This is a genomic window from Flavobacterium panacagri, assembly GCF_030378165.1.
GTDB classification, from domain to species: domain Bacteria; phylum Bacteroidota; class Bacteroidia; order Flavobacteriales; family Flavobacteriaceae; genus Flavobacterium; species Flavobacterium panacagri.
Map to the genome: position 1 here is coordinate 210,692 of NZ_CP119766.1, position 24,208 is coordinate 234,899.

The 24,208-nt window shown below is 33.7% G+C and carries 23 protein-coding genes and 1 tRNA gene; 16 read left to right on the forward strand and 8 right to left on the reverse strand.

The genetic code is table 11. From position 1 onward, the window contains the following. The first annotated feature begins 83 nt into the window (after positions 1-83). On the forward strand, positions 84-917 hold the full coding sequence (locus P2W65_RS01020) for a GIN domain-containing protein (RefSeq protein ID WP_289662869.1): 834 nt from the start codon (positions 84-86) through the stop codon (positions 915-917). A 162-nt stretch (positions 918-1,079) separates the two neighbouring features. Here P2W65_RS01020 and trxB read toward each other — a convergent pair whose 3' ends face one another. Then, positions 1,080-2,027 (reverse strand): thioredoxin-disulfide reductase, encoded by a 948-nt coding sequence (gene trxB, locus P2W65_RS01025; protein WP_289662870.1) that lies wholly within the window; start codon positions 2,025-2,027, stop codon positions 1,080-1,082. A 253-nt stretch (positions 2,028-2,280) separates the two neighbouring features. Between trxB and P2W65_RS01030 the strand changes: the two genes are divergently transcribed. Continuing rightward, positions 2,281-2,355: transfer RNA gene (locus P2W65_RS01030), tRNA-Pro, on the forward strand. A gap of 16 nt (positions 2,356-2,371) precedes the next feature. Further along, complete coding sequence (locus P2W65_RS01035) at positions 2,372-2,656, forward strand: GIY-YIG nuclease family protein (RefSeq protein WP_179008004.1); 285 nt, start codon at positions 2,372-2,374, stop codon at positions 2,654-2,656. A 297-nt stretch (positions 2,657-2,953) separates the two neighbouring features. Here the strand turns inward: P2W65_RS01035 and P2W65_RS01040 are convergent, their stop codons facing one another. Next, positions 2,954-5,122, reverse strand: coding sequence for a pectate lyase-like domain-containing protein (locus P2W65_RS01040; RefSeq protein ID WP_289662872.1), 2,169 nt, complete (start codon positions 5,120-5,122; stop codon positions 2,954-2,956). 551 nt (positions 5,123-5,673) lie between these two features. Between P2W65_RS01040 and P2W65_RS01045 the strand changes: the two genes are divergently transcribed. From P2W65_RS01045 to P2W65_RS01070, 6 genes are all read left to right on the forward strand, one after another. After that, on the forward strand, positions 5,674-6,441 hold the full coding sequence (locus tag P2W65_RS01045; RefSeq protein WP_091496335.1) for a ParA family protein: 768 nt from the start codon (positions 5,674-5,676) through the stop codon (positions 6,439-6,441). A 5-nt stretch (positions 6,442-6,446) separates the two neighbouring features. Then, positions 6,447-7,349 carry a ParB/RepB/Spo0J family partition protein gene (locus P2W65_RS01050; RefSeq protein WP_179008000.1) on the forward strand — a complete coding sequence of 301 codons (903 nt, stop codon included), beginning with the start codon at positions 6,447-6,449 and terminating at the stop codon, positions 7,347-7,349. Beyond that, positions 7,349-7,909, forward strand: coding sequence for a DUF5683 domain-containing protein (locus P2W65_RS01055; protein WP_179007998.1), 561 nt, complete (start codon positions 7,349-7,351; stop codon positions 7,907-7,909). Before P2W65_RS01050 ends, P2W65_RS01055 begins: the two co-directional genes overlap by 1 nt. A 42-nt stretch (positions 7,910-7,951) precedes the next feature. After that, positions 7,952-8,653, forward strand: coding sequence for a 4-hydroxy-tetrahydrodipicolinate reductase (gene dapB, locus P2W65_RS01060; protein WP_289662873.1), 702 nt, complete (start codon positions 7,952-7,954; stop codon positions 8,651-8,653). Positions 8,654-8,715: 62 nt separating this feature from the next. Continuing rightward, positions 8,716-10,269 carry a signal peptidase I gene (gene lepB / locus P2W65_RS01065; RefSeq protein WP_289662874.1) on the forward strand — a complete coding sequence of 518 codons (1,554 nt, stop codon included), beginning with the start codon at positions 8,716-8,718 and terminating at the stop codon, positions 10,267-10,269. Between the two features lie 122 nt (positions 10,270-10,391). After that, positions 10,392-11,006 carry a WbqC family protein gene (locus P2W65_RS01070; protein ID WP_289662875.1) on the forward strand — a complete coding sequence of 205 codons (615 nt, stop codon included), beginning with the start codon at positions 10,392-10,394 and terminating at the stop codon, positions 11,004-11,006. Between the two features lie 88 nt (positions 11,007-11,094). Here the strand turns inward: P2W65_RS01070 and P2W65_RS01075 are convergent, their stop codons facing one another. The 6 genes from P2W65_RS01075 to P2W65_RS01100 all read right to left on the reverse strand — a co-directional run bounded on the left by P2W65_RS01075 (position 11,095) and on the right by P2W65_RS01100 (position 17,379). After that, the gene (locus P2W65_RS01075) at positions 11,095-12,147 is read right to left on the reverse strand and encodes an endonuclease/exonuclease/phosphatase family protein (RefSeq protein WP_289662876.1); all 1,053 of its coding nucleotides are present in this window, start codon (positions 12,145-12,147) and stop codon (positions 11,095-11,097) included. 17 nt (positions 12,148-12,164) lie between these two features. Next, entirely contained in the window at positions 12,165-13,028 is an 864-nt protein-coding gene (locus P2W65_RS01080) for a rhomboid family intramembrane serine protease (RefSeq protein ID WP_289662877.1), read from the reverse strand. Positions 13,029-13,071: 43 nt separating this feature from the next. Beyond that, positions 13,072-13,821, reverse strand: a complete 750-nt coding sequence (locus P2W65_RS01085) for a rhomboid family intramembrane serine protease (protein ID WP_091496350.1) — start codon at positions 13,819-13,821, stop codon at positions 13,072-13,074. Beyond that, a complete protein-coding gene (mutL, locus tag P2W65_RS01090; protein ID WP_289662878.1) occupies positions 13,818-15,767 on the reverse strand; it encodes a DNA mismatch repair endonuclease MutL in 1,950 nt (649 codons plus the stop codon). Before mutL ends, P2W65_RS01085 begins: the two co-directional genes overlap by 4 nt. Positions 15,768-15,932: 165 nt before the next feature. Continuing rightward, a complete protein-coding gene (ribH, locus tag P2W65_RS01095) occupies positions 15,933-16,505 on the reverse strand; it encodes a 6,7-dimethyl-8-ribityllumazine synthase (RefSeq protein ID WP_109190498.1) in 573 nt (190 codons plus the stop codon). A gap of 91 nt (positions 16,506-16,596) precedes the next feature. Then, positions 16,597-17,379, reverse strand: a complete 783-nt coding sequence (locus P2W65_RS01100; protein WP_289662880.1) for a tetratricopeptide repeat protein — start codon at positions 17,377-17,379, stop codon at positions 16,597-16,599. A gap of 241 nt (positions 17,380-17,620) precedes the next feature. Here P2W65_RS01100 and recF point away from each other — a divergent pair, with 241 nt between their 5' ends. The 7 genes from recF to P2W65_RS01135 all read left to right on the forward strand — a co-directional run bounded on the left by recF (position 17,621) and on the right by P2W65_RS01135 (position 24,194). Further along, the gene (gene recF, locus P2W65_RS01105; RefSeq protein WP_289662882.1) at positions 17,621-18,700 is read left to right on the forward strand and encodes a DNA replication/repair protein RecF; all 1,080 of its coding nucleotides are present in this window, start codon (positions 17,621-17,623) and stop codon (positions 18,698-18,700) included. A gap of 121 nt (positions 18,701-18,821) precedes the next feature. Further along, the gene (locus P2W65_RS01110) at positions 18,822-19,496 is read left to right on the forward strand and encodes a DUF2461 domain-containing protein (protein WP_289662884.1); all 675 of its coding nucleotides are present in this window, start codon (positions 18,822-18,824) and stop codon (positions 19,494-19,496) included. A gap of 70 nt (positions 19,497-19,566) precedes the next feature. Further along, positions 19,567-20,613, forward strand: a complete 1,047-nt coding sequence (locus P2W65_RS01115; protein WP_289662885.1) for a glycosyltransferase — start codon at positions 19,567-19,569, stop codon at positions 20,611-20,613. A gap of 134 nt (positions 20,614-20,747) precedes the next feature. Beyond that, the gene (gene murB, locus P2W65_RS01120) at positions 20,748-21,761 is read left to right on the forward strand and encodes a UDP-N-acetylmuramate dehydrogenase (protein ID WP_289662886.1); all 1,014 of its coding nucleotides are present in this window, start codon (positions 20,748-20,750) and stop codon (positions 21,759-21,761) included. An 83-nt stretch (positions 21,762-21,844) separates the two neighbouring features. Then, a complete protein-coding gene (locus P2W65_RS01125; RefSeq protein WP_289662887.1) occupies positions 21,845-22,459 on the forward strand; it encodes an FMN-binding negative transcriptional regulator in 615 nt (204 codons plus the stop codon). An 86-nt stretch (positions 22,460-22,545) separates the two neighbouring features. Then, the gene (locus P2W65_RS01130; RefSeq protein ID WP_289662889.1) at positions 22,546-23,652 is read left to right on the forward strand and encodes a glycosyltransferase; all 1,107 of its coding nucleotides are present in this window, start codon (positions 22,546-22,548) and stop codon (positions 23,650-23,652) included. Further along, a complete protein-coding gene (locus P2W65_RS01135) occupies positions 23,643-24,194 on the forward strand; it encodes an RNA polymerase sigma factor (RefSeq protein WP_289662890.1) in 552 nt (183 codons plus the stop codon). Before P2W65_RS01130 ends, P2W65_RS01135 begins: the two co-directional genes overlap by 10 nt. Positions 24,195-24,208 lie beyond the last annotated feature (14 nt).

The window sequence follows — 24,208 nt, forward strand, 5'->3', positions numbered from 1 at the left end:
AGGAGTAACTGTTAAATATAAACGAAATCATTCATCAAAAGTGGATGATTTTTTTATATTTGTCAAAATCAAATCTAGAATTAATGAAAAAAAGTACAGCGCTGCTCCTATTATTATTTGTTACAACATTCACTTTTGCACAAAAAAGAGAAAAAGTTAAAGGCTCTAAAGTTGTAACTACTTCGATAAAAGAAGTTGGCAGTTTTGATGCCATTGAAGTTGACGATAATCTTGAGGTATATTTAGAACAAGGAGAAAAAAACGAAATTAAAATTGAAGCCGATGATAATTTACATGATATCATTGGAATGGATTTAAGGGAAAAAACACTTCGTTTATATACCAATAAAGAATCTACAATTTTCAAAAAACTATCTGTTAAGGTTACCTATACTAAGTCATTAAATAAGGTTATCACCAAAAATGAAGCAATCGTTTATGCCATTCAGGAATTACAATTGGATGATATCACAATGAATTGTCTTGATTATTCTAAATTATATTTGAATGTTAACTCGAAAAAATTCAGCTTAATTGCAGATGACAAATCTAAAACAGAACTAAATTTAAAAGCCGAAGATGGAAGTTTGCAATTGAGCAAAAATGCTTCAGTTAAAACATTGGTTTCTGCTATAAAATTCAAATGTGATTTGTACCAAAAAGCAAATGCAGCAATCGAAGGTATCGCAGAAAAAGCAACTATTCGATTAGATAATAATTCAGTTTTTACAGGAACAAAATTTACTTTGAAAGATGCCAACGTTACAGCTGAAAATTATGCCGTAGGAAGTATTTTCGCAGAAACAACACTTTCACTAGCAGTTGGAGATAAAGCAGAGATCTCTCTTTTAGGAAGTCCTGCCATTACACTAACACGTTTTTCTGAAGAAGCTAAGTTGTTTAAGAAGATAAAATAGTCGTAATATTCAGTGTTCAGTGTTCAGTTTTAAGTATTCAGTTCCGTTTGCAGCACAAATAGACTAAAAAGAAAAAGCTCCGATCATTTGATGATCGGAGCTTTTTCTTTTATAGTTTTCAGACTGAATACTATCTAACTGAAAACTGAACACTATAACTGTTTATTCTTTAGAAGCTAAATATCTTTCAGCATCCAATGCAGCCATACATCCAGTTCCTGCAGCAGTAATTGCTTGACGATATACATGATCTGCAGCATCACCAGCTACAAAAACACCTTCAACATTCGTTTTAGATGTACCTGGAGTATTTACGATATATCCAGTCTCATCAAGAGTGATATAATCTTTAAAGATATCAGTATTTGGTTTGTGACCAATTGCTACGAAGAAACCAGTTGCTGGAATTTCGATTGTTTCGCCAGTTGTTTTGTTCAAAGCTTTAATAGCGTGAACTACATTATTATCGCCTAAAACTTCAACTGTATCGTGATTCATTAAAATTTCGATGTTTTCTGTTTTACGAACACGCTCTTCCATAATTTTAGAAGCTCTAAATTTTTCGCTTCTCACTAACATGGTTACTTTTTTGCAAAGTTTAGATAAGTAATGTGCTTCTTCACATGCCGAATCTCCTGCTCCAACAATTACCACATCTTGATTTCTGTAGAAGAAACCGTCACAAACCGCACAAGCAGAAACTCCCCCACCCATATTTAAATAATGCTGTTCTGATGGCAATCCTAAATATTTAGCCGAAGCACCTGTAGAAATAATTACAGTTTCACAGTGCAATTCGATAGAATCATTAATCCAAACTTTATGAATATCTCCAGAAAAATCAACTTTTGTAGCCCATCCATCACGAATATCAGCACCAAAACGTTTTGCCTGTTCTTGTAGCTGAATCATCATTTCTGGTCCTGTAACTCCATCAACATAACCTGGAAAGTTTTCAACTTCATTTGTCGTAGTCAATTGACCACCTGGTTGCATTCCTTGGTATAATACTGGATTCATATTTGCTCTGGCTGCATAAATCGCCGCTGTATAGCCCGCAGGACCAGAACCTATAATAAGGCATTTAATTTTTTCGATTGTATTTGACATAGTATCTATAGTTTTTTTGAGTTGCAAATGTAAACTTTATTATAAAAAATTAGGGTTAAAATAAATCCGAAATAACTATGTCAAAATAAGTTTTATTTATTTTCATTTTTTCCTTTTGTAAATGAAATTTATTTCTATCTTTGCATCCGCTTTCGGGCAGTATTACAAATACATCTTCGGGTGTAGCGTAGCCCGGTTATCGTGTCCCGCTCTAGGCGGGAAGACCACAGTAACGTTCAATAAGCAAATGCTACGGGGTGTAGCGTAGCCCGGTTATCGCGCCTGCTTTGGGAGCAGGAGGCCGCAGGTTCGAATCCTGCCACCCCGACAAAAGCCGAACAGAAATGTTCGGCTTTTTTGCTTTAATCCCAACTTCTATGTTTTTCGTTTATATTCTTTACAGTACTACAAAAGAAAAGTTTTACATCGGTCAAACAAATGATATCGAAGATAGACTGAGAAGACACAATAGTGGACAATCATTATCTACAAAAAATGGTATTCCATGGAAAATCATTTATACAATTCAACTAGATTCAAGATCTGAAGCAGTGACTTTAGAATCTAAAATAAAGAAACGAGGTGCAAAAAGATATCTGCAAGACATCGATTTTAAATATCAATTATAGCATAGAACGTTTATCGTGTCCCGCCTTAAAGCGGGAAGGCCGCAGGTTCGAATCCTGCCTCCCCGACAAAAGTCTTTTCATTTTTTTGAAAAGACTTTTTTTTTGCAATAAACTCAAAATCAACTAACCGGTTATTACATCCCAATTATTTTATTGAATTAATTCAAAATTACATAATCAAATAAACAACTGAATCTAAACATAGCCCGTGGTTTCAACCACGGGAACGCATCATAATACCACAATACGTTTCCCGTGGTTAAAACCAAAGGCTATATTTAAAAACTATATCTCAATCTATTTATCCATTTTAATGTAAGCAGGATAAGATTCATTATTTGGCAAAGTAAATTCTTCATCATAAGGCTGAACACCTTCTCCATTATGATATGACGTTACACGTTTTGCACCAGTTGCCGTACTTCCACCTGTACTATTTATTACATTTTGAATATTCCCTGGCCCTGCAAAACGGGTAATGCACATTTTTTCCAACTTTACATTTGGACTGTTAGGTACTTCAAAACCATTTTTCTTATTTACTTTTCCATCAGTTCCTGTAAAAACTGCATAAGACCCCATGCCAATACTATGATGTTCTTTTACTTTATTAGCAACTTTAAATGCAGCATAACCCTCAACTCTCCCATCCTGACTACTCCAGCTTGCCTGATTTGGAGCATCATAAGGCGGTTCGTTCTGGAAGAAAAAAGTTCTTCCACGTTCTCCCAACCATAAAACTTCATATTCCTGATAATGTTCTGTAAATAATCCATAAAGCGTAACATCATTTCCGGTAACTATGAGTCCATTTTTACATCTATCTCTTGTCCAGCGTAAGTCTCCGCCTTTTTGCGAACCATGATCGGCACGCCATAACCAAAAGTGATCGCCAACGACATTGTTACTATTGATCTGCATCGAAACCTGTATCTGAATATTCTTAGACTGAACCCCTCCAACTCTGCAAGTAATATCTGAAAGTAATATAGGATCTGTTGAATGATCTGCTTTTGTCTCTTCATTGCCAATCCTAACCTGATATGTTGTACTATTCAACGAATCCATAAGAAGCCCAGCAATAATAATCCCGTCTTTATCATCAGCGTAGATACAACCCCAAATATTTTTCTCGGTTGGCTCCAATGTTACTGATGCAATACCGGCTCCAAGCAAAATAGCATCTTTTCTATTCACCTGAATAGGAGCATTCAATGCATAATGTCCCGGAGTAAAAAATATATTTTTGCCTGCTTTTAATGCTGCATTAATTTCTGCCTCAGTATCACCTTCTTTGGCAACATACCATCTTGTGAGCAAATCTTGCATTTTGCCTTCTCCCATATCAGTTAATAACCAAGAAACTCCTACTCGCTCTTTTTGCCACGCCGGAACAAAGATTTTGTATTCACCATCATCATCTAAAAAAAGAAAAGGTTTCTCTCTAATAATTGGCGTTGTTGAAATTGGAGAATTCACATCATCAGCTTGCGGCGGATTAACACAACCTTGCCAAACCATATTATACGAACCGCCCATCACCTCTGAACCCGAAGGAAAAACAGCATTTCTAGTGTACCATTGCTGCTGTCCTCCCCAATTTGGTCTTGATGAGGTATAATGTGTATCAGCAATAAAACCGCCGCTTCCCCAAAAATTAGTATTCCCAATATCCGAAATATACTTTGAAGTACTTTCAAGCAACATTCTTCTGGCACTAGTTGACTGAGAAACTGTCCAGGCAAAATCACGCATTACGGTTAAATTTTCCATAGAACGCCAAAAAGTGCAAGTCGCATTTGCCCCTCCTGAAAGATGAGGTCTGGTAAAAATAGAACCTAATTTAACAGCCGAGGGAACTTTGCCCAAACCTCCAATATGAGAATAAAACCCTAATTCTATTGAATTCGACTCGGCAGACGATGCAGAACCGGATCCTCCTGAATCATAAGTCTGCCCATTAACATTTGGTTTAAAATAGTAAGCTTGACGTTTTGTTGTCCATTCGCCATTTGCACCACCTAATCCAATAGTTTCAAATTGTGCATTAATGTCGTTTCTAGCAGTTTCTGCTTTTTCATATTTCCTGTCATAGAAATACATATTACTACCAAAAATCTGATTTTCTAACGAAATTAGTACTGTCATACCGTTACGAGTAACTTTATAATAGTTCTCATATTTATTTTTATTAGGTTTAACATCAGTAAATGAGAGCTTAGAAGTAGTACCAACCTGTATAAATTCAGATGCCAGACGACTTCCTCCTCTTGTAATGATATAATTTCCCGAAGAACCAAATGCCGGCCATGACAATATTATATTGTGTTTCTTTTTATCATAAACAATTTTGTACTCTATATTTTCCTGTTGATTTTTTTTCTCAGATAAATCAATCATCTCAAAACTGCAAAGAATGAACATAAAGGTAAATCCAACAAATGCCAAGGCTAACTTTTTAATCATAAATATTCTTTTTTGGTTTAATAGTAATAAGTTTTTCTAAAAAGCCAAAATACCAATAATCGTTAATCTAAAAGTCCGTTTTTAGTTCCTATTTTCTTATCAAAAACTATACAAAAGCTACCTTTTCATACCTTAACGACAGAAACAGCCGCTTTTAACATATTACCTTCATCTCAAGTAAACATTTTCATTTCCAATAATCATCTTCAAAAAAAAAAACACTTACTGCAAAATTGATATCGCTAGATTAAAATGAATTCTTCTAAAAGTAATCCTCTTTGATTACACATCAAATTAATAAAAAATCGGAATAAAAATTTGAAAACAAAAATCAATTAAAAAACAGTTCAAATTTTGCAAACTGACAAAAACTGGCAAAAAACCATAAGGAATTGGAAAGGATCATCGTTAATAATTTCTAATGAAAACAAAATAAATATCCGTAAACACCCACCACACAACGGATAACCAAACTTTCTTAAATGTTAACAAAATAGATTTTCAAAAACCATAAATAATTGTATTTTTACGGTTCAAAATTCAGAAAATAAATGGGCAAAATCATTGCTATTGCTAATCAAAAAGGAGGCGTTGGAAAGACTACTACATCAGTAAATCTTGCAGCCGCATTAGGTGTTCTAGAAAAAAAAGTATTATTAATTGATGCTGATCCTCAAGCCAATGCTACATCTGGTCTTGGAATTGATGTAGAAACAGTTGAAACTGGAACTTATCAAATTCTTGAGCATACTGTAACACCAAAAGAAGCCATTTTAAAATGTACAGCTCCAAACGTAGATGTGATCCCTGCTCACATTGACCTTGTTGCTATCGAAATTGAATTGGTTGACAAAGAAAACCGTGAGTACATGCTTAAAAAAGCATTAGAAGAGGCAAAACAAGAATATGATTACATCATTATCGACTGTGCACCATCTCTAGGTTTGTTAACCCTGAATGCCTTAACAGCTTCTGATTCAGTAGTTATTCCTATTCAGTGCGAATATTTTGCACTTGAAGGACTAGGGAAATTATTGAACACTATTAAGAGTATTCAAAAAATACATAATCCTGATCTTGACATTGAAGGTTTATTATTAACAATGTACGATTCAAGATTACGTTTATCTAATCAGGTTGTTGAAGAAGTTCAAAAACACTTTAACGATATGGTTTTTGACACTGTAATTCAGCGAAATGTAAAATTAAGTGAAGCTCCAAGTTTTGGTGAAAGTATCATTAATTATGATGCAACCAGTAAAGGTGCTGTAAACTATATTCATTTAGCTCAAGAGATTATAAAGAAAAACAGCAAATAGTTTTTATGACAAAAGTAATTAAAAAACAAGCCTTAGGAAGAGGATTATCAGCACTATTAAAAGATCCAGAAAACGACATTCAATCAGTAGAAGACAAAAATGCTGACAAGGTTGTTGGAAATATCATTGAACTTGAGATAGACGCGATTGAAATAAATCCATTTCAGCCTAGAAGCAATTTTAATGAAGAATCTTTACGCGAATTAGCCACTTCTATTAAAGAACTTGGTGTAATTCAACCTATTACTGTTCGTAAATTAGATTTTAATAAATATCAATTAATCTCTGGAGAACGTCGTCTTCGTGCTTCTAAATTAGTAGGTCTAACAACTGTTCCTGCTTATATTAGAATTGCAAATGACAACGAATCTTTGGTTATGGCCTTAGTTGAAAACATTCAGCGTCATGACTTAGACCCAATTGAGATTGCACTTTCATACCAGCGTTTGATTGACGAAATTCAATTAACTCAAGAACAAATGAGTGAAAGAGTTGGAAAAAAACGTTCAACAATCGCGAATTACTTACGTCTTTTAAAACTAGATCCGATTATTCAAACTGGAATCCGTGACGGTTTTATCAGCATGGGACACGGTCGTGCCATTATTAATATTGATGACTTAGAAGCTCAAACCGATATCTACCAAAAGATTGTGAGCCAAAACCTTTCGGTTCGTGAAACAGAAGCTTTGGTAAAAAACTACCATGAAGGTGTTCCGCCAAAAGCAGAAGGAAAACCAAAAGCTGATTCTGCATTCCAAGTAAGAGAAACTCAAAAAAACACTTTCAACGATTACTTTGGTTCAAAAGTTGATATAAAAGTCGCTGGTAACGGAAAAGGAAAAATTACAATTCCATTTAATTCTGAAGCTGACTTTAACAGAATTATAAAATTAATAAACGGATAGTGAATAAAATTGTCCCCATCGGTCTATTGTTCTTTCTAACAGGAACCGTTTCTCTTTTTGCCCAGGTAAAAAAAGACACGGTTTTGGTCGTAAAAGACACTACTGCATTACAAGAAATAGATCCGCTAACACCAGCAAAAGCAGCCTTTTATTCTGCTATCCTACCTGGATTAGGCCAAGCATACAATAAAAAATACTGGAAAATCCCATTAGTTTACGGAGCAATCGGAACCAGTTTATATTTCTACATAGACAACAACAATAAATACCGTGATTATCGTAATGCCTACAAGCGAAGACTAGAAGGCTATAATGACGATAATTATAAATTTCTAGACGATAGCCGGTTAATTGCTGGTCAGAAATTTTACCAAAGAAACAGAGATTTATCCGCTTTATTTGTTGTCGGTTTTTATGTTCTCAACATAATAGATGCCAATGTTGACGCAGCCCTGATTCAGTTTAACGTAAACGAAAGATTGTCAATGCGTCCAGAAATTTATCCAGCCGATGTAACATTTAAACCAAACGTTGGACTAACTTTTAATTACAAGTTTTAATAGATTCATTTCTATTTAACAAATCAAAAAAATATAATCATAATGAAAATTGCGCTTTTAGGATACGGAAAAATGGGTAAAGTAATTGAACGAATTGCTTTAGAAAGAGGTCATGAAATAGTTTTAAAAAAGGATGAATTTAACACCTATGACGGACTTTCAAAAGCCGATGTTGCCATAGATTTCAGCGTTCCATCAGCAGCCGTAAGCAATATATCTGCCGCTTTTAATGCCAATGTCCCTGTAGTTTCTGGAACAACTGGATGGTTAGAACATTATGACGAAATGATCGCGCTTTGCAACGAGAAAAAAGGCGGTTTTATCTCTAGTTCAAACTTTAGTTTAGGAGTAAATATTTTCTTCGGATTGAATGAATATTTAGCTAAAATCATGAAACAATTTGATTCTTATAAAGTTTCAATGGAAGAAATCCACCACATTCACAAATTAGACGCACCAAGCGGTACTGCAATTTCATTAGCTCAAGGCGTTATTGAAAATAGCGGTTATACAAACTGGACTTTAGATGAAGCAAAAGATAACGAAATACGTATTGAAGCAAAAAGAATCGGAGAAGTTCCAGGAACTCACACTGTCAATTATGATTCTGCTATTGACAGCATAGAAATAAAACATACCGCACATAACCGTGAAGGTTTTGCCCTTGGAGCCGTTGTAGCTGCCGAATGGCTTGCAGGAAAACAAGGAATTTTCAGCATGAAAGACGTTTTAAACTTACAATAAACTGACAAGATTCAGAAACCGCAAAAAATGATTCTGAATTTAAAACTTAAAAATACATTATTATGACACTTTACTCTTGGTTCGTATTTTTCTTAGCTGTACAGATCATTCATTTTCTTGGTACCTGGAAATTATATCAGGCAGCGGGAAGAAAAAGCTGGGAAGCTGCAGTTCCGGTATATAATTCGATTGTTTTAATGAAGATCATCGGACGCCCAACTTGGTGGACACTGCTTCTTTTTATTCCAATTATCAACTTGATCATGTTTCCGGTTGTTTGGGTAGAAACTTTGAGAACATTTGGCAAAAAATCTACTTTAGATACTATTTTAGGGCTTTTCACTTTAGGTTTTTATATCTATTATGTAAATTATACTCAAAAATTAGAGTATCATAAGGATCGTAAATTAACTCCTGAAAACAAAACAGCAGACACAATCAGCTCGTTGCTTTTTGCTATTATTGTTGCCACTTTAGTACATACTTATGTGGTACAACCCTATACAATTCCGACATCATCTTTAGAGAAATCTTTATTAATTGGCGACTTCTTATTTGTGAGTAAAATAAACTATGGCCCAAGAGTTCCAATGACAACGGTAGCATTACCAATGGTTCACGACTCTATTCCATTAACTAAGAGTAAATCTTATTTAAGCTGGCCGCAATTACCTTATTTCAGACTTCCTGCCATTCAAAAAATAAAACGATGTGATATTGTCGTTTTCAACTGGCCTGTCGATACGGTTCACTATTTCTTTGAACCAAAAGGAAGACCAGGTGTTATCAAACCTATTGATAAAAAATCAAACTATGTTAAAAGATGTGTCGGTATTCCTGGAGACAGCCTATCTATCAAAGACGGTTTTGTTTTCATTAATGGAAAAAAATTAGTTCTACCAGAAAGAGCCAAACCACAATATTCTTATTCTGTAGCACTGGATGGAAAAACTCCGATTGATTTTGAAAGCTTATTCAAAGAATTAGACATAACAGATCCTGCAGGCTTTACATCTGAAAAAAGAGACACTCTTTATTTAGGTTCTTTAACAGAAGCAGGTGCTGAAAGATTTAAAAATACTCCGGGTGTAACTGCGGTAATTCGTAAAATTGACAGAACGAACGACAATAGAATTTTCCCGCATATCAATAAATGGAGCCAGGATAATATGGGGCCAATCTATATTCCTGAAACTGGAAAAACAGTTGCTTTAAACAATGAGTCACTTCCATTCTATAAAGAAATCATTACAAATTACGAAGGAAATAAATTAGAGTTACAAGGTTCTAAATTTTTAATCAACGGAAAACCTGCAACTACTTATACTTTCAAACAAAATTATTACTGGATGATGGGAGACAACCGTCACAACTCTGAAGACAGCCGTTACTGGGGTTATGTTCCAGAAAACCATATTGTTGGAAAACCAGTATTTATTTGGATGAGCTGGGACACTAACGGAAAAGGCATCAATAAAATTCGCTGGAGTAGAGTTTTCACTACTGTTGATGGTGAAGGTCAGCCACAGTCATACTTTAAATATTTCTTAATTGCTCTTGCCTTATATTTCGTTGGAGATTTTGTATGGAGAAAAAGAAGAGAAAATAAAGCATAATTAAAAAAATGTTATTTTTGTTTGCTTCGCCTGTTCGAGCAAGCTCTTGAGTCAGGTTTCAAGTTTCACGTTCTTAACGTTAACTCGAAACCTGAAACATTTAAACCTGAAACAAAAACAAAATGAATTCCTTACTACTTCCTACCTATTTTCCATCTATCAGTCATTTTGCTGTAATTGTACAATCTGACAAGATTACTTTTGAAATGGAAGATAATTTTCAGAAACAAACTAATAGAAACAGAACCTATATCTATAGTCCAAACGGAATTCAATTATTAAATATTCCCGTTAAACATTCAAAGGAAGCACATCAGAAAACCAAAGACATTTTGATCGAAAATGAATTTGACTGGCAGAAACAACATTTTAAGTCTTTAGAAGCCGCTTACAGAAGCTCTCCTTTCTTCGAGTACTTTGAAGATGATATCGTTCCAATTTTCGAAAAAAAACACACTTTTTTAATGGATTTAAACTTTGAAGTATTAGAGATCGTAACAAAATGTCTTCGAATGAAGTTTGAATTCGGAAAAACAACTGAATATTTCCACGAAACACCTGATTTTTCTGATTTCAGATATTTAGCAAATGGAAAAAAAGACACTAATTCTTTTGAAAAATACACTCAGGTATTCGACGACAAACATGGTTTTATCAATAACTTAAGCGTTTTGGATCTGCTTTTTAACGAAGGAAAATTTGCTGCAGATTATTTAAAGAATCAGAAAATAGTTTAAGTTATGAGTTAGAAGTTATGGATTATGAGTATTATTTAATTTTCAACATTTATTCATAACTTACAATAAAATAACTTCTAACATCCCTCTAAAATTGATCGATTGAAAGTCTTGTCATGATTGGATAATGATCTGAATTTTCAAAATCAGGAAAACTTTCAAACTGTTTTACTTTCATTTTGCTGTCAGTAAAAATATAGTCAATTCGGGCTGGATAATATTTAAACTTATAAGTTGCTCCAAAGCCTTCTCCTGCTTCCTCAAAAGCATCTTTAAGTTTACCTTTAATGCTTCTATAAATATATGAAAACGCACTATTATTCATATCTCCGCAAATAATAATTGGGTATTTGCACTTTTTGATATGCTCTTTAAAAATTTCTGCCTGCTCTTGCTGCTGCTTGAAACTTTTACTGATTCGAGCATAAATACGCTGTGATTTCTTTTGATTTACATTATCAATATCATCAGAAATCTCACTTACATCTGGAGATATTTTAATGGACTGCAAATGCATATTGTAAACACGAATAATATCTTTTCCGCGTTTAATATCGGCATAAACCACATTATTATCTGACTTCGGAAAAACAATATTCCCTTCATCAATAATTGGAAATTTAGAAAAAATAGCCTGTCCTGTTTTTATCTTTTTTCCATCTATAAAAATATAGCGGTGCGGATATACTTTTAAATCTAAATGTGCTGAATTTGAATATTCCTGAATGCATAAGATATCAGGATCCTTTTCATCTATAAAAGCTTTTACATTCTCGGGAATATCGTCGCGATCCAGCCATTTAAAAACATTAAACAAGCGGACATTATAACTCATAACAGAGAAATCTTTTTCGTCCCGAACATATTCTTTAGCTGAAAATTTATAAAACTTATTTATAAACGTGATCCCAGTAAGCAAAACCAATCCAGATAAAATAAGACGTTTTTTAAACTGAATTGCCCAGTAAACAAAGAACAACCCATTTGCAACAAAAAAAGCAGGCATAAACAATGTAAGCACCGATAAAAGCGGAAAACTCTTAGGTGCTAAAAACGGCATGATATAAACACTGAATGTAAGCACAGTCAGCACTATATTCAAAAAGAACATTATCTTATTAAACCAAGAAAGGTTTTTCATATCTGTCTCCTACAAGTTTATTTTCCAGCTTTAAATAAAAACTCTTTTTCTTCTTTTGTCAGACAATCGTATCCAGACTGGCTTATCTTGTCTAATATCTCATCAATCTGTTGCTGCGTCTTGTCTTTAGTGACAATTCTTGATGTCGATTTCTGTGTAGGTTTTTGGTAATTTTTATGAACTTTTTTAAATGGGGTCGTAGGAGATTTTCTAAAAAGATTAGCAAAAAAGTCTAATGTTCTAGAAACAATGGTACTTAAATCCGTACCGTTTTGTAGCAGCTTAATATAAATAAAGCCAAAAAAAGCTCCTGCAAGATGCGAAATATGTCCGCCCATATTGCCTGATCGCAATTGCACTAAATCCAAAATCAAGATTACACCGGTTATATGCCAGAGCTTAACATTTCCAAACAGAAACAAACGAACATTCATTAGCGGAGAATAAGTTGTTGCTGCAACTAAAACCGCCATTATAGCAGCAGATGCTCCAACAATAGAAGCTGCGCTCCCTAAAACATAAAAACTCAAGGCAAAAATAATTCCAGCAAAAATGGCACTCAAAAAATACAATCCTAAATACTGCTTTTGAGTAAAAAAAGTTAAAAATAAATTACTCGCAAAATTCAGTACCATCATATTAAACAGCAAATGCAAAAAATCAAAATGAAAAAAAGCATACGTCAAAAACGTCCAAGGCTTAAATAAAAAAACTTGAGGATCTGAAGACAAAGCCAACCAGCTTGGATAATTAAATGCTCCAACAAAACCTGGCCAGAAAAAAAGCAAAGAAACAATAAAGCACGCGACATTCCAATAGATAACACGCATTGCAATACCACCCAATCTATATTGTAATTTCAAATCGTCGAGAATATTCATAGAAATTTCTTTTGGTTTTAGAATTTAAACTTAAAGTTAAAAATTAATTCCAACGATTGTTATTAAACTGATTCTTTTTCCAGTACCACATCATTAAAAAACCAGTTATCGCACCTCCAACGTGAGCAAAATGTGCTATTCCTGTGCCGCCACCTCCGAACAAAGAAGTTCCTTTAACCCCTAAAAACAAATCAATTAACAAAAGTCCAGGAACAAAATATTTAGCTTTAATTGGAATTGGAATAAACATAAGCGCTAATTCAGCATTAGGAAACATAAAAGCAAAAGCAGTCAGCAAACCATAAATAGCTCCAGAAGCTCCTACAACTGTTCCGATATAAGCACTTGTAAACCCATCAAATTGAGCAGCGCTTACTAAAGTCTGCCATCTCGTATCTATTTTTCCTTGACTTAAAATATTTAAAATATCAGCCTTATGATAACCATTAGCAGTCAAGATATTAATTGTATCTTCAAAAAAGTAATAGTTTACCGCTGTGTGAAGTAACGCAGAACCTAAGCCACATGAGATATAAAAAAACAAAAACTTTTTACCTCCCCAAAAATGCTCTAAAGCAGATCCAAAAGAAACCAACGCAAACATATTAAATGCAATATGCATAATCCCGCCATGCATAAACATATGCGTAATAGGCTGCCACACTTGAAAACTTGGATTTTCTGGAAAGAACATCGCAAGATACTCGTAAGATATTGGCACTAACTGAGAACCAATAAAAAATATAATATTAATAATTAGCAGTTGTTTAACCACTGGAGTCATATTCATCATAAAGCAAACTTTTTATCTATATCTTCCACACGCATCGTAATGAAAGTAGGTTTTTGAAAAGGTGAAATATTGGGATCTTTACAAGCAAACAAACCGTTTACCAAATTATCTTGTTCTTTTTCTGTTAAATAAGATCCTGTTTTAACCGCTAAACTTTTAGCCATTGATTTGGCAATGGTATCATTCTGACTGTAACTATTGGCTGGAATTCCATCTTGTAAATCGCTCAATAATTGTTCAATTACCAGAGACACTTCGCTTTCAGTAATATTTACAGGAATTCCTGACACTACTAAATGCTCCGTTTTTGAATCATCAAAAACAAATCCAGTCGTTTCCAGAGATGGTTTTAACTCTTCTATCTGTTTCATTTCTGAAGCAGAATAAAACAAATCTAATGGAAATAATAACTGCTGGCTCGAGGCTTGATTTACTGTCATATTCAGCAAAAACTGCTCATACAAAATACGCTGATGTGCACGCTGCTGATCCACAATGATCATTCCCGATTTAATTGGCGAAACAATATATTTTTTATGAATCTGATAGGTTTTCTGAGTCGCCTGCTCCACTTCGTCATCATTAAACAAAGAAGACGTTACTTCTTCATTTTCGAATGTAAATGGAGAACTTTCTATGGTTTCAGGATTTTCTGTATCCAAACCAACATATAAACTTTCCCAGCTTGCTGTTGGCTCTACTCGTTTAGAATAACCTGAATACGAAGAACTGGAACTTGACCCCGAACCTGAATAAGACGACGATGAAGATCCCGAGCTATAACTTCCAGAACTGGATCCAGAACCCGCTTTAGTATAATGCTGATTAGTCTTATCATCTGTAAAAGGATTGAATGTTCCATCAACTTGAATGGTTGGAATTCCTACTTCAACATCTTTATAATGATAAGGCGTATCCAAATTAGAATCCCGGTCAAAATCTAAAACAGGCGCAACATTAAATTGTCCTAAACTATGTTTAATTGAAGCTCTCAAAATCGCATACAAAGCCGATTCATCATCAAATTTAATTTCTGTTTTAGTTGGATGAATATTGATATCGATTGTATTTGGAGGAACTTGCAGATACAAGAAATAACTTGGCTGAGAACCATCTTTTAATAAACCTTCGTAAGCAGCCATAACTGCATGATGCAGATAACCGCTTTTAATAAAACGATCGTTTACAAAAAAGAACTGCTCTCCCCTATTTTTCTTTGCAAATTCAGGCTTACAAACAAACCCCTGTATATTTATAATATCAGTATCTTCATTTACTGGCACTAGTTTTTCATTGGTTTTACCAGACATAATTCCCACAATTCTCTGACGATAACCTGCAGCAGGAAGATTATACATCTCACTTCCATTATGATAAAAGCTAAAATGGATATTAGGATGCGCCAACGCTACACGCTGAAACTCATCCATGACATGACGAAATTCAACTGTATCTGATTTTAAGAAATTACGACGGGCTGGAATATTATAAAATAAATTTTTAACCGCAAATGAAGTCCCTTTAGGTAAAACAGCCACTTCCTGCGAAACAAATTTACTTCCTTCGATTACAATATGCGTTCCTAGTTCGTCTTGTTCTTGTTTGGTTTTCATTTCCATGTGCGCAATCGCCGCAATAGAAGCCAAAGCTTCTCCACGAAAACCTTTTGTTCCAAGTGAAAATAAATCTTCAGCCTGGCGAATTTTTGAAGTAGCATGACGGGCAAAACACAAACGCGCATCGGTAACGGTCATTCCAACACCATTATCAATAACCTGCACCAGCGATTTACCAGCGTCTTTTATAATCAATTTAATATCGGTTGCTTTTGCATCAACGGCATTTTCTAACAATTCTTTTACAACTGAAGCGGGTCTTTGAACCACCTCTCCAGCAGCAATTTGGTTAGCAACGTGATCAGGAAGCAATTGAATAATACTCGACATTAAGCAAAAATAGTTTTAGAGTTTAGATTAGTTTGTATAAACCAAGAAATACAAATTTAATGAATTTTGGTTGTCTTTTAGAAGAAGAGGTATCATAAAAAAAACAAAAAAACCTATACCGTTATGACACAGTATAGGTTTAAATATTTTTAAAACAATTGTGTTTTATTCGTTTTCTATTTTTCTAGGAGAATCTTCTATTTGAAGCGCTCCCGAAGTTAACAATGGTTGATTAAAAGCGTGTGAAATCGAAGCCTGCTGACGAATGTAAGCCATTTTTATCGCTGCAATTGCAGCTTCAGTCCCTTTATTTCCGTGAACTCCACCGCTTCTGTCGATAGATTGCTGCATATTATTATCTGTTAAAACACAGAAAATAACTGGGATATCCGTTTGCACATTTAAATCTTTGATTCCTTGTGTAACGCCTTCGCAAACAAAATCAAAATGTTTTGTTTCTCCTTGGATAACACATCCAATTACGATTACCGCATCAACATTTTGAGTCTGAAGCATTTTTTTTGCTCCATAAATCAACTCAAAACTTCCAGGAACATTCCAGCGGATAATTTGCTGAGCTGGAACATCACAATCAATTAAAGCATCAAAAGCACCATTATAAAGTCCTTCTGTTATAGTATCATTCCATTCAGAAACAACAATCCCAAATCGAAAGTCTTTCGCATTTGGGATTGTGTTTTTATCGTATTCTGATAGATTTTTATTTTCAGTAGCCATCTGTAATATTTTAGATTTTTGATTTAGTCCCGAAATGTCAGGAAGATTCTTAACTACAAATCTACAATCTTAAATCTAAAGTCTAAAATTTTTATTGTGCTAATCCAATCAAAGCATCAACAAGAGCTGCTTCTGGAGTACTGTCGTAATTATCTTTAATATCATTGAAATATTTCAATGCATCTTCTTTCTGACCTAAAGCTAAAGCTGTTTTTCCAGCTTTCAACAAGAAACGAGGTGTAGTGAAATCATTTTTGTTAGACTCAGCTGCTTTAATATAGTAAGACAAAGCTTCTTTTTGGTTGTTTTTTTGAGAATAAGCATCTCCAATTGCACCTTTAGCCAAAGCACTTAAGATTACATCCTCCGATTTAAACTCACCTAAATATTTAATTGCCTCATCAAATTTACCAGTATTCAAGTAAGCAATACCAGCATAATAGTTTGCTAAATTTCCAGCATCAGTTCCAGAATATTCGTCAGCAATTTTAATAAATCCGAATTTACCTTCTGAACCGTTTAATGATAATTTGAATAATGAATCACTTGAAACACCATTTACTGCTTTTTCAAAGTTTTGCTGAGCAACAAACATTTCGCTAGCCGCTTCATCTTGTTTAGGAGTTGCAATGAATTTTTGGTAAGCCAAATATCCAATTGTAGCAACAGCAATACCAGCCACTAAACCAATAATGATTTTTTGATTTTTAGCCACCCAATCCTCAGTTTTTGAAGCCGTTTCATCTAATTTTGAGAAAACCCCAGCTGTTGTGCTGTCTTTTTCGTCAATAACTACTTGTTGTTCTTCAGTAACCGCTTCTTTTACTTCCTTTTCTTTTGGTGTCTTATATCCTCTTTTATTGTAAGTTGCCATTTAAAATTTATTTAGTGAACGGCAAAAATAAAATTTTTCTTGAAACTGAGGTAAAAAAATTCAATTTTATCACTATTTTAAAAGAAATATTTTCATAATCCATTTTCTCTTCCGCGAAAGCGATAAAATAAAAGAACCTTAAACTTCTCCAAATCCAATTATATCGATAATTTTCGGTAATTTGCACCCTCAAATTTTCACTGCCAAAAAACAGTAATTTTTACACCTGGAGTTCCTAAAAATGCATCTTAACAAAATTTCATTATTCAATTATAAAAACTTTTCCGAGGCAAGTTTTGATTTCGACATCAAAATCAATTGTTTCGTGGGTAAAAACGGTATCGGAAAAACCAATGTTCTGGATGCTATTTACCATCTGGCTTACGGAAAAAGTTATTTTAATCCGCTGGCAGTTCAAAACATCAAACATGGTGAAGAGTTTTTTGTAATTGATGCTGAACTGGAAAAGAATGAGAGAACGGAGCAGATTGTATGCAGTCTAAAAAAGGGACAAAAAAAGGTTTTAAAACGAAATGGAAAAGCTTACGATAAATTCTCTGATCATATTGGTTTTATTCCGCTGGTAATTATTTCACCTGCTGATAGAGATTTAATTATTGAAGGAAGCGAAACGCGTCGTAAATTTATGGACAGTGTAATTTCGCAGTTAGATTCGACTTATTTGCATCAACTTATTCAATATCAAAAAGTCATTGTACAGCGAAATGCTCTTTTAAAATATTTTGCCCTCAATCATACTTTCGATAATGATACCTTATCTATATATAATGAGCAATTAAATGAATATGGAAAATCGATATTTGAAAAACGAAAAGATTTCTTAGAACAATTTATACCTATATTTAATATACACCATCAAGCCATAACGGGATCTGAAGAATCGGTTCAATTGGTTTATGAAAGTCATTTGTTCGAAAAAGATTTACTAACACTTTTACAGGAAAACATTAATAAAGATCGTGCACTGCATTACACAACTGTCGGAACTCATAAAGACGATTTATCTTTTGAAATTGATTCGCATCCGATAAAAAAATTCGGATCGCAGGGACAACAGAAATCTTTTTTGATTGCTTTGAAATTGGCTCAATTCGAATTTCTAAAAAAACAAAGCGGTGTAAAACCAATTCTTTTGTTTGATGATATTTTTGACAAATTGGACGAAACCCGTGTTGCCAAAATTGTAGAAATGGTAAACAGCGAAACTTTTGGCCAGCTTTTTATTTCGGATACGCACCCTGAACGAACAGAAGCAATTGTAAAATCTACCCATCAGACTTATAAGATTTTTAATTTGTAATTTTTCTTTCTGAAAAATTGATATAATTTGTATCAGCTTTCTGCATTAATCCCAAATTAGAAATCACTAAATTAGCCTGAACAAAACTTAAAAAACAACTGCAATAAATATTATAAGGAATATGTTAACGAAAGAATCATTGCAATTTTTAGACGATTTAAAAAAGAACAACAACAGAGAATGGTTTCAGGAGAATAAAAAGAGATATGAGGTTTTCAAAAAAGACTATCATCAATTGGTAAGTGCTTTTTTGGATGTCATGAAACCGCTTGACCCTTCTTTAGATTTACTAGAAGTTAAAAATTGTACTTTCAGAATCAATCGTGACATTCGTTTTTCAAAAGACAAATCACCTTATAAAGCCCATTTAGGAATCTGGATGTCGGGCGGAACTAAAGGTTTGAATCGTGCCGGATATTATGTCCACATTGAAAAAGGTGCCAGTTTTATTGCAGGAGGGTTTTATTCGCCTGAATCTGAAGACTTGAAAAAAGTCCGTAAAGAGATAGCTTTTTTCTATGATGATTTAGAAGAAATTCTGAACAACAAAGACTTTAAAAAAGAGTTTGGAAGTTTTGACACAAACGAAAACAATTCTCTAAAAAGTATGCCTCGCGGTTACGAAAAAGACCATCCTGCTGCCGAATTTCTAAAACTAAAAAGTTTTACAGCTTCACAACCTTATGATATTTCTGAAGTGACTCAGAAAGATTTCGTCTCAAAAATGAGTAAAAAGTTAATCGCTTTAAAACCCTTGAACGAATTCATCAATCGCGCTTTAGATACTGAAGAGTAAAAAAGATAGCCACGAATTCACGAATTATTTAAAATTAATTTGTGAATTCGTGACTAAAAAAACTTTTGTAATGAAAAGAAAAATACTTTTTCTTGGAGAATCTTACCGTGCCGACGCCATAACCTGGATGAAAGGCCTTAAAGAATTTGGCGATTTTGAAATTATCACTTGGGAACTTCAAACTTCAAATGCGCGAAGATTCAAACGAATTCTAGAATATTTATTTGCTCCTTTTGCAATTCGAAAAATTATTCGAAGAGAAAAACCAGACATGGTTATTGCGGAAAGAACTACAAGTTATGGTTTTCTTGCCGCACTATCAGGATCTAAAACTATCGCCATTGCCCAGCAAGGACGAACCGATTTATGGCCTGAAGAATCTAAATTGTATCCTCTTAAAAAATTCATTCAAAAACAAGCTTTCCAAAAAGCACATTTAATTCATGCATGGGGATCTGCCATGGCAATTCACATGAAAGCTTCTGGCGTTGATATGAATAAAGTTTTAGTACTCCCAAAAGGAATTGATTTATCTCTTTTTAAACCTTCAACCAACAATTCAAATAAAATTGAAGCGATTGTGACGCGCTCTTTAATGCCAGAATATCGTCATGATTCTATTTTAAAAGCATTTGGAGTTTTACACCAAAAAGGAATTGATTTTTCACTGACAATTGTCGGCGACGGAACAAGACTGCAATATTTAAAAGATTTGACCAAAGAACTTCAAATCGAAAACAAAGTAATTTTTACAGGAAGAATCCCGAATACGGAACTTCCTAAATTATTGCAACAATCAAACATCTATATCAGCATGCCTACTACAGAAGGTGTTTCGGCATCTTTATTTGAAGCAATGGCATGTAATTGTTATCCTGTTGTTTCAGATATTCCAGGAAATCAAAGCTGGATAACACATCGGAAAAACGGACAATTAATTGAAGTTGATAATATTGAAATGCTGGCTAATGAATTAATCTGGTCTTTTGAAAATCCTGAGTTTAGAAATCAAGCCATTATTCAGAATAGAAAGTTTGTGGAAGAAAATGCCAATTATGATATTAATATGAAGGTTATTTCTGAGAAGTATCATGAGTTGCTAGATTCTCAAACATAATATAACCGCAAAGTTCGCTAAGATTTACGCAATAAACGCAAAGCTTAGCGAACTTTGCGAAAACTTTGCGCCTTTGCGGTTAGAAAAAAAATTATAATCCTTACTTTTGAACCATATTAAAAAGCCTTTTATTTATGGAAATCCAATCCAATTTTTCTTTAAAAAAACACAACACTTTTGGCATTGAAGCAAGTGCAAAACAATTCGTTGCAGTTCATTCGATTGCTGATTTGAAAACCATTTTGTCAGCAAATCAAAACGAGAAAAAATTCATTTTAGGCGGAGGAAGCAATATGCTTTTAACAAAAGACATTGACGCTTTGGTAATTCATATTGATTTAAAAGGCAAAAAAATAATCAAAGAAGACGATGATTTTGTCTGGGTTGAAAGTCAGGCAGGAGAAACGTGGCACGATTTCGTTCTTTGGACAATCAACAATAATTTTGGCGGATTAGAAAATATGTCGCTCATTCCAGGAAATGTCGGTACAACGCCAGTTCAGAATATTGGTGCTTACGGAACCGAAATTAAAGACACTTTTGTTTCTTGTGAAGCGATGAATATTGCCACTCAGGAAATGAAAACTTTTGACAATGCCGAATGTAATTTTGGTTATCGTGAAAGTATTTTCAAAAATGAGGTTAAAGATCAATACATTATTACTTCAGTTATTTTTAAACTGACTAAACGCAATCATAAAATCAACACTTCTTACGGCGACATTTTAGCTGAATTGGCTAAAAACAATATTTCTGAGCCAACATTAAAAGACGTCAGCAATGCTGTAATTGCAATTAGACAAAGTAAACTTCCTGATCCGAAAGAACTTGGAAATAGTGGCAGTTTCTTTAAAAACCCGATTTTATTGAAGTCTGATTTTGAAAAGATCCACCAAAAATTTCCAGAAATGAAGTTCTATGAAGTTTCGGAAACTGAAGTAAAAGTTCCTGCAGGATGGCTGATTGAGCAGGCAGGCTTTAAAGGAAAACGTTTTGGCGACGCGGGAGTTCATAAAAACCAAGCTTTGGTTTTGGTAAATTACGGAAACGCAACAGGACAGGAAATCTTAGCCGTTTCAAAAGAAGTTCAGAAAACTGTTTTTGAAAAATTTGGAATTCAGATTGAAGCAGAAGTAAATGTGATTTAAAAAATATCCGCCACGAATTACACAAATCTCCACTAATTAAATTCGTGCTAATTTGTGTAATTCTTGGCAAAAAAAAGACAACAATGTACACTCCAGATTTATATAAAAATGAAAATCAGGAAGAAATCAGAGCATTTCTAAAAGAGAATAGTTTTGGAATTCTGATTAATCAGACTAACGGAAAATTGTGTGCCACTCATATTCCGATAGAACTGGAATTGAATGTTGATGGAAAAGAAATTCTACAAGGCCATATTTCAAAATTAAATCCACAAGCAGAAGGCTTTAAAGAAAATGATCAGGTTTTGGCTGTTTTTACTGGCCCTCACAGTTATATTTCTTCTTCCTGGTATGATCATGAAAATGTTCCAACCTGGAATTACATAGCCGTACATATTTATGGAAGAATTAAAATTGTCGACTATGAAACTTCTGTGGAACAATTGAAAAAATTAGTTGACAAATATGAAGTAAATTCCGAAAACCCGGTTCGAGTTGAAGATTTATCAGCGAAAACAATGCGTGAAGCAAGAGGCATTTTTGGTTTTGAAATAGAAATTGAAGAAATTCAGGCCACAAAAAAGCTATCTCAAAATCGAGACGATCACAATTATAAAAACATAATTTTGGAATTAGAAAAAACTGAAAACCCTCAGTCTATTGCTGTTGCAAAAGAAATGTCAAAATGCCGAAAGTAAATTAAGATTTAGCTATTGAATTTAAAGAATTCATAAGTACATTTGCAGTCGCAGAACGTGAAATTAAATAGAACCAAATAAATCAGATGCTTATATACATATTTTACTTTTTTATTGCTATTGTTGTTGTTCAACTATTTTATTATCTCGGAATTTTTGGAAAGTTTGCTTTTAGCAAACCGCAGCATATTACGCCAAAAAACCTTCCTGTTTCTGTAATTGTATGTGCAAAAAATGAGGAAGAAAATGTAAAAAAATATATTCCGCTTTTGGCACAGCAAAATTACCCCGATTTCGAAATTGTCTTAATTGACGACGCATCGAGAGATGAAACTCTTGAAATATTTGAAGAGTTTGAAAAAGAATTCTCTAATATTCGTCTGGTAAAAGTAGAAAACAATGAAGCTTTTTGGGGAAATAAAAAATATGCTTTAACACTTGGAATCAAAGCAGCAAAAAAAGATTATCTCTTATTTACAGATGCCGATTGTTATCCAAGTTCCAAAGATTGGATTACCTCTATGTCTTCGCAGTTTACTATGAACAAAACGATAGTTTTAGGATACGGAGGTTATGAAAAAGTAGAGCGTTCGTTTTTAAATAAAATTATTCGTTTTGAAACGGTTTTGACCGCTCTTCAATATTTTTCGTGGGCAAAAGTAGGACTTCCTTATATGGGAGTGGGAAGAAATTTAGCTTATAAAAAAGAAGAATTCTTTAACGTAAACGGATTTATTGATCATATTCAAGTTCGTTCCGGCGATGATGATCTGTTTATCAATCAAGCAGCGAACAAAGCGAATACTACTATCTCTTATACTCCTGAAAGTTTTACCTATTCAAAACCTAAAAAGACATTTGGAGAATGGTTCACACAAAAGAGAAGACATATTTCTACAGCAGAACATTATAAGTTTTTTGATAAAATGCAATTAGGATTATTTTTCTGCTCACAATTATTTTTCTTTTTATTAGTTATAATTCTGCTGGCTTTTCAATTTCAATGGATTGCAGTATTGGCAATTTTAGCAACACGTTATACCGTTGTCTGGACAGTAATTGGATTCACAGCGGGAAAACTGAAAGAAAATGACCTTAAAATTTGGTTTCCAGTTGTTGAGATAGCGCTTATATTAACGCAAATTAATATCTTTATAACTAATATCTTTTCAAAACCGGTATATTGGAAATAAATTCTAAAATAGAAAAAGCAAAAAAAGGCGATCAGATCGCCTTTACTTTTTTATTAGATCATTATTGGAATGAGGTGTATGCTTTTATGCTCAAAAGAACCGAAAACGAAACCACCGCAGAAGATATTACAATTGAAACTTTCTCTAAAGCTTTTGATAAAATAGCCTCTTATAATCCAGAATTTCAATTCAATACCTGGCTTATCGCCATTGCAAAAAACGTCTATATTGATTTACTTAGAAAAAAGAAAACTAATCTTTTTATCGAAATAACAGACAATGAAGACCAGCAGGCATATAATATTGCCGACCCTACTCCCTCAGCAGAAGATGCATTAATTAAGGAACAGAATCTTTCCCGTCTGCTTTTATGCATCAAAGAACTCAAACCGCACTATCAAGAAGTAATTCAGCTTCGTTATTTTCAAGAAATGTCTTATCAGGAAATTGCCGTTAAGATTAATGAGCCTTTAAGCAGCGTAAAAGTCAAACTTTTACGTGCTAAAAAATTATTAGCAGAAATTATCGAACGTAATAGATAATTTCTTATCTTTAA

What these genes read in the sequence shown, in the direction of transcription:
- P2W65_RS01020 (WP_289662869.1), top strand. Translation starts at nt 84, where the DNA reads ATGAAAAAAAGTACAGCGCTGCTCCTATTATTATTTGTTACAACATTC.
- trxB (WP_289662870.1), bottom strand. Translation starts at nt 2,027, where the DNA reads ATGTCAAATACAATCGAAAAAATTAAATGCCTTATTATAGGTTCTGGT.
- P2W65_RS01035 (WP_179008004.1), top strand. Translation starts at nt 2,372, where the DNA reads ATGTTCGGCTTTTTTGCTTTAATCCCAACTTCTATGTTTTTCGTTTAT.
- P2W65_RS01040 (WP_289662872.1), bottom strand. Translation starts at nt 5,122, where the DNA reads ATGATTAAAAAGTTAGCCTTGGCATTTGTTGGATTTACCTTTATGTTC.
- P2W65_RS01045 (WP_091496335.1), top strand. Translation starts at nt 5,674, where the DNA reads ATGGGCAAAATCATTGCTATTGCTAATCAAAAAGGAGGCGTTGGAAAG.
- P2W65_RS01050 (WP_179008000.1), top strand. Translation starts at nt 6,447, where the DNA reads ATGACAAAAGTAATTAAAAAACAAGCCTTAGGAAGAGGATTATCAGCA.
- dapB (WP_289662873.1), top strand. Translation starts at nt 7,952, where the DNA reads ATGAAAATTGCGCTTTTAGGATACGGAAAAATGGGTAAAGTAATTGAA.
- lepB (WP_289662874.1), top strand. Translation starts at nt 8,716, where the DNA reads ATGACACTTTACTCTTGGTTCGTATTTTTCTTAGCTGTACAGATCATT.
- P2W65_RS01070 (WP_289662875.1), top strand. Translation starts at nt 10,392, where the DNA reads ATGAATTCCTTACTACTTCCTACCTATTTTCCATCTATCAGTCATTTT.
- P2W65_RS01075 (WP_289662876.1), bottom strand. Translation starts at nt 12,147, where the DNA reads ATGAAAAACCTTTCTTGGTTTAATAAGATAATGTTCTTTTTGAATATA.
- P2W65_RS01080 (WP_289662877.1), bottom strand. Translation starts at nt 13,028, where the DNA reads ATGAATATTCTCGACGATTTGAAATTACAATATAGATTGGGTGGTATT.
- P2W65_RS01085 (WP_091496350.1), bottom strand. Translation starts at nt 13,821, where the DNA reads ATGATGAATATGACTCCAGTGGTTAAACAACTGCTAATTATTAATATT.
- mutL (WP_289662878.1), bottom strand. Translation starts at nt 15,767, where the DNA reads ATGTCGAGTATTATTCAATTGCTTCCTGATCACGTTGCTAACCAAATT.
- ribH (WP_109190498.1), bottom strand. Translation starts at nt 16,505, where the DNA reads ATGGCTACTGAAAATAAAAATCTATCAGAATACGATAAAAACACAATC.
- P2W65_RS01100 (WP_289662880.1), bottom strand. Translation starts at nt 17,379, where the DNA reads ATGGCAACTTACAATAAAAGAGGATATAAGACACCAAAAGAAAAGGAA.
- recF (WP_289662882.1), top strand. Translation starts at nt 17,621, where the DNA reads ATGCATCTTAACAAAATTTCATTATTCAATTATAAAAACTTTTCCGAG.
- P2W65_RS01110 (WP_289662884.1), top strand. Translation starts at nt 18,822, where the DNA reads ATGTTAACGAAAGAATCATTGCAATTTTTAGACGATTTAAAAAAGAAC.
- P2W65_RS01115 (WP_289662885.1), top strand. Translation starts at nt 19,567, where the DNA reads ATGAAAAGAAAAATACTTTTTCTTGGAGAATCTTACCGTGCCGACGCC.
- murB (WP_289662886.1), top strand. Translation starts at nt 20,748, where the DNA reads ATGGAAATCCAATCCAATTTTTCTTTAAAAAAACACAACACTTTTGGC.
- P2W65_RS01125 (WP_289662887.1), top strand. Translation starts at nt 21,845, where the DNA reads ATGTACACTCCAGATTTATATAAAAATGAAAATCAGGAAGAAATCAGA.
- P2W65_RS01130 (WP_289662889.1), top strand. Translation starts at nt 22,546, where the DNA reads ATGCTTATATACATATTTTACTTTTTTATTGCTATTGTTGTTGTTCAA.